At 59.3% G+C, this 3924-nt stretch carries 3 protein-coding genes; 1 reads left to right on the forward strand and 2 read right to left on the reverse strand.

The annotated features are described in order from the left end of the window. Nucleotides 1-2: 2 nt before the first annotated feature. Nucleotides 3-2114, forward strand: coding sequence for a DNA gyrase/topoisomerase IV subunit A (locus tag ACIREA_RS28105; RefSeq protein ID WP_397385633.1), 2112 nt, complete (start codon nt 3-5; stop codon nt 2112-2114). 156 nt (nt 2115-2270) lie between these two features. Here ACIREA_RS28105 and ACIREA_RS28110 read toward each other — a convergent pair whose 3' ends face one another. Next, entirely contained in the window at nt 2271-2870 is a 600-nt protein-coding gene (locus ACIREA_RS28110; protein WP_397385634.1) for a hypothetical protein, read from the reverse strand. Nucleotides 2871-3019: 149 nt separating this feature from the next. Further along, entirely contained in the window at nt 3020-3526 is a 507-nt protein-coding gene (locus tag ACIREA_RS28115) for a DUF4375 domain-containing protein (RefSeq protein WP_397385635.1), read from the reverse strand. Nucleotides 3527-3924: the final 398 nt, after the last annotated feature.

Genomic DNA, 3924 nt, shown 5'->3' on the forward strand with positions numbered 1-3924 from the left:
CCATCCGCGCTGCCAGCCCTTGCACTCCCACCGGCACTGTCTATTCTCGCCGCCCCTGTTCTTTCCCCCTTTTCGCCGTGGCCAAAAAGTCCTCCAAAAAATCCGCTGAAGAAGCCTTCTCCCCCATCCTGCCATCCGCCGCCCCTGTGGAGCACAAGCCGGTGGACACGCTCTATGGCGACTGGTTTCTCGATTACGCCAGCTACGTCATCCTTGAGCGTGCCGTCCCCCACATCAACGACGGCCTGAAGCCGGTGCACCGCCGCATCCTGCACAGCATGGACGAGCTGGAAGACGGCCGGTACAACAAGGTGGCGAACGTGGTGGGTAACACGATGAAATACCACCCGCATGGCGACGCCTCTATTGGCGATGCCATGGTGCAGCTCGGTCAGAAGGACCTGCTCATCGACACTCAAGGGAACTGGGGCAACACCCTCACCGGCGACAACGCCGCTGCTCCCCGATACATCGAAGCACGCCTGTCCAAATTTGCGCTGGATGTCGTCTTCAGTCCGAAGGTCACCGAATGGGCCGCCTCCTATGACGGCCGCAACAAGGAGCCCGTGACGCTTCCCGTGAAGTTCCCGCTGCTGCTCGCGCAGGGCGTGGAAGGCATCGCCGTGGGTCTTTCCTGCCGCATCCTGCCTCACAACTTCATCGAGCTGTGTGATGCCAGCATCGCCGCACTGCGGGATGAGGAAGTGAACCTGCTGCCCGACTTCATCTCCGGCGGCATCATGGACGCCAGCGACTACAACGGCGGCATGCGCGGTGGCCGCATCCGCATTCGCGCCAAGATCGAGGAAGGCCCGAAGAAGAACATCCTCATCATTTCCGAGATCCCCTACGGCACCACCACCGGCGGGGTGATGGACAGCATCGTCGCTGCGAATGAGAAGGGCAAAATCAAGATCGCCCGCGTCGAGGACAACACCTCAGACAAGGTGGAGGTCGTCGTGCATCTCCCCGTAGGCACGGACACCGACCAGACCATCCAGGCGCTCTACGCCTTCACCGATTGCGAGATTTCACTCTCACCGAACGCCGTCGTCATCCAGGACGACAAGCCGCGCTTCATGAACGTGAACGACCTGCTCAGGGCCAGCGCGGAGAACACCAAGAAAATCCTTGGCGAAGAGCTGGGCATCCTGCTGGGCGAACTCAACGAGAAGTGGCACTTCAGCTCGCTGGAAAAGATCTTCATCGAGAACCGCATCTACCGCCGCATCGAAGAAGCCGAAACCTGGGAGGCCGTGATGGAGGCCATCTGGAAGGGCCTCAAGCCCCACCTCCACATCCTCAAGCGCGAAGTCACCAATGACGACGTGGCGCGCCTGACCGAGATCAAGATCAAGCGCATCTCCAAGTTCAACAGCTTCGAGGCCGACGAGCACATCCGTGAGCTGGAGGAGGAGATCGATCAGGCCGAGAAGTTCCTCAAGGGTCTGACCAAGTACACCATCCGCCACTTTGAAGAGCTGAAGAAAACCTACGGCCCCGGCCGCGAGCGCAAGACGGTTGTGAGCGGCTTTGACCGCGTGGCCGCTGCTGAAGTCATCGTGCAGGGCGAGACGCTGTATCTCAATGCCAAGGAAGGCTTTGCCGGCACCAGCCTCAAGCGCGAAGGCGACCCCATCTGCAAGTGCTCCCCGCTGGACGATGTGCTCTTCTTCACCCGCGAGGGCAACATGACCGTGACCAAGGCTGCCGCGAAGTTCTTCGTGGGCAAGAACCCGCTCTACGTCAATCTCTTCAAGAAGGACGAAAGCGCCGTTTATACCATGATCTACCGCGACGGCCGCCAGGGCGGCCTCATGGCCAAGCGCTTCCGCATCGGCGGCGTCACCCGCGACAAGGAATACGTCCTCACCAAAGGCACCCCCGGCTCCAACGTCCTCTACTTCATCCGCCACGAAACCGAGGAAGACTCCAACGCCCAAAACGTCGTCGTCCACCTCAAGCCCGCCCTCTACCTGCGCAATCTCTCCATCAAATTCCCCTTCAACTCCATCGCCATCAAAGGCCGCGAGTCCCAGGGGAACATCATCACAAAGCACGCCGTGGACCGCGTGGTGCGGGAGCCGAAGAGCGGGGAGAGCGCCGAGGGGTAAGCGCCGCTACGCAAGGAGCCTATTTGTACTGCGGTCGCGCAGTGAGGCACGAACGCAGCTACCGCTTTCCGTGGGCGGGATGCGTGCTCGTGTACAGTGGGTGCCCAAAGGGAAAGGAGTTCGCCGGCACGCCTGCCCGGTCGTTTCCTGTCGAGTTCATGGAATGCGTGGCTTAGAGGCTTCTTTCTGCTCGGGTTGCGGCAGGCCATCAGCGATACCAACCAGCCAGTCGCGAGTGTCGGCAGACCACTGGGTAAGTGACCTCCATGACTCAGGGCCATCACACCACCACCAGACGCTTGCGGCAGGTGGTGGGAAGGCAAGGCCATAAAACTCACCGTCAATGCCGCCTGGACACCCACAGAAGGCAGGAAAAGAGATCTGCTCAAGAGTCGAAAGACGCGCTGCAAACACTGCTGTCTCAAGCGGCCGGTCGCGGACCTCGATGGTCGGCTGCGTATGAAAACCCTGCGCCAATCCGGTGAGGGGCTCGAAAAAACGTTGTGAGTCGGCCGCGTAGTCCCACGTCGTCTGACGAAGAAGGGTCTGGAAGCCACGCGCTCCACGCTCGCGCTTCTGGTAAATGAACCAGGAGCGATTCATCGCAAAGGAAGGAAAATGCCAAAGCTGCAGTTGTAAAAACCAACCGTCGAGACTCGATGCCTTTGGGATCAAATCCGGATGCATTAGATAGTGCCTCGCCGTGCGTTCTAGCTCACGGAACTCGCCATATCTGTTTTCGCTGTTGGATTTCATGGTGTGCGAGCAAAGACTAACGTATAAGAAGCGAACTAGCGACGGCGGTGACATGTGCCAACCCGAAAGTCCCGCTCTGCAAAGAGCTTTTCCACATCCGAATGGGCGAAGCGGACGGTCATGAGTGGTGAATGGGACATTGCCCGGCCTCAATCCTCAAGGTGTTCGAGAACATAACCATGCAGCTTGGTACGGAAGGAAGTCTTGTCGGCGAAATAGAGGGCAAAGAACTCCTGCTCGATGGCGTCATAAACGGACTTGTGGAAATCGTCTTCGAGCTGGGCATCCCGAATCTTCTCAATGGTCTCGCTCCACTCCTGAATGGTGGCAGGGTAAGGAGGTGGGAAATGGACGGCCAATGCCTTTTCCGCACCGGGGGCAAACTCAGGAAGGCCCACCGCACGGAGGGCGTCTGGCACCAGGTGCGCCAAACGACCGTGATCCCAGTCAAACCAGGTGACCACTCCGCCATCGCACATGGCCCCGAAGTAGGTCTCGACACACAGCACATCGCGAATCCAGCCCGTGATGTCATCAGGATTCCCGGAGAAGAAAGCATCGTCGGCGACATCACAGACCAGATGGCACGCGGCTTCGGGGGATTGAGCCTGCCGGATGGCTTGCTTCTGGGCTTCAGTGAGAACAAGGCGAGGCATGGAGGTGGGGCGACTCCGCAAACTCAGCATCGGCGCAGCGCGGTGCAAGGTGAACTTCGACGCAGCACGCCATGAACTGCGCGATGCAGATTCCAGCCTCCCAGCGCAGGCAGGTAACGCCCATCCCTGCAAGCCGGAGGCTTGCGCTACATGCGGTGTCGCCACCGGTGGAAGCTTCCACTGTTTCCACTGTTTCCACTGTTTCAACGGGGGCTGGTGTCAATGCGGCCCCAGCACGCATGCAGGTTTCCACTGTTTCCACCATTTCAACGGGGGGTGGTGTTAATTCTACTTTGGTAACTCTCCAGGCTATTCATAAAAGTCATTGGGAGGGGTTTGGTTGCGGCAGGCGGAGTCGATGGAGTTTTGTCGCTTTCGATGACGCTGATGGAGTTGCG

The sequence above is a fragment of the Prosthecobacter sp. genome (assembly GCF_044373815.1).
Lineage (GTDB): Bacteria > Verrucomicrobiota > Verrucomicrobiia > Verrucomicrobiales > Verrucomicrobiaceae > Prosthecobacter.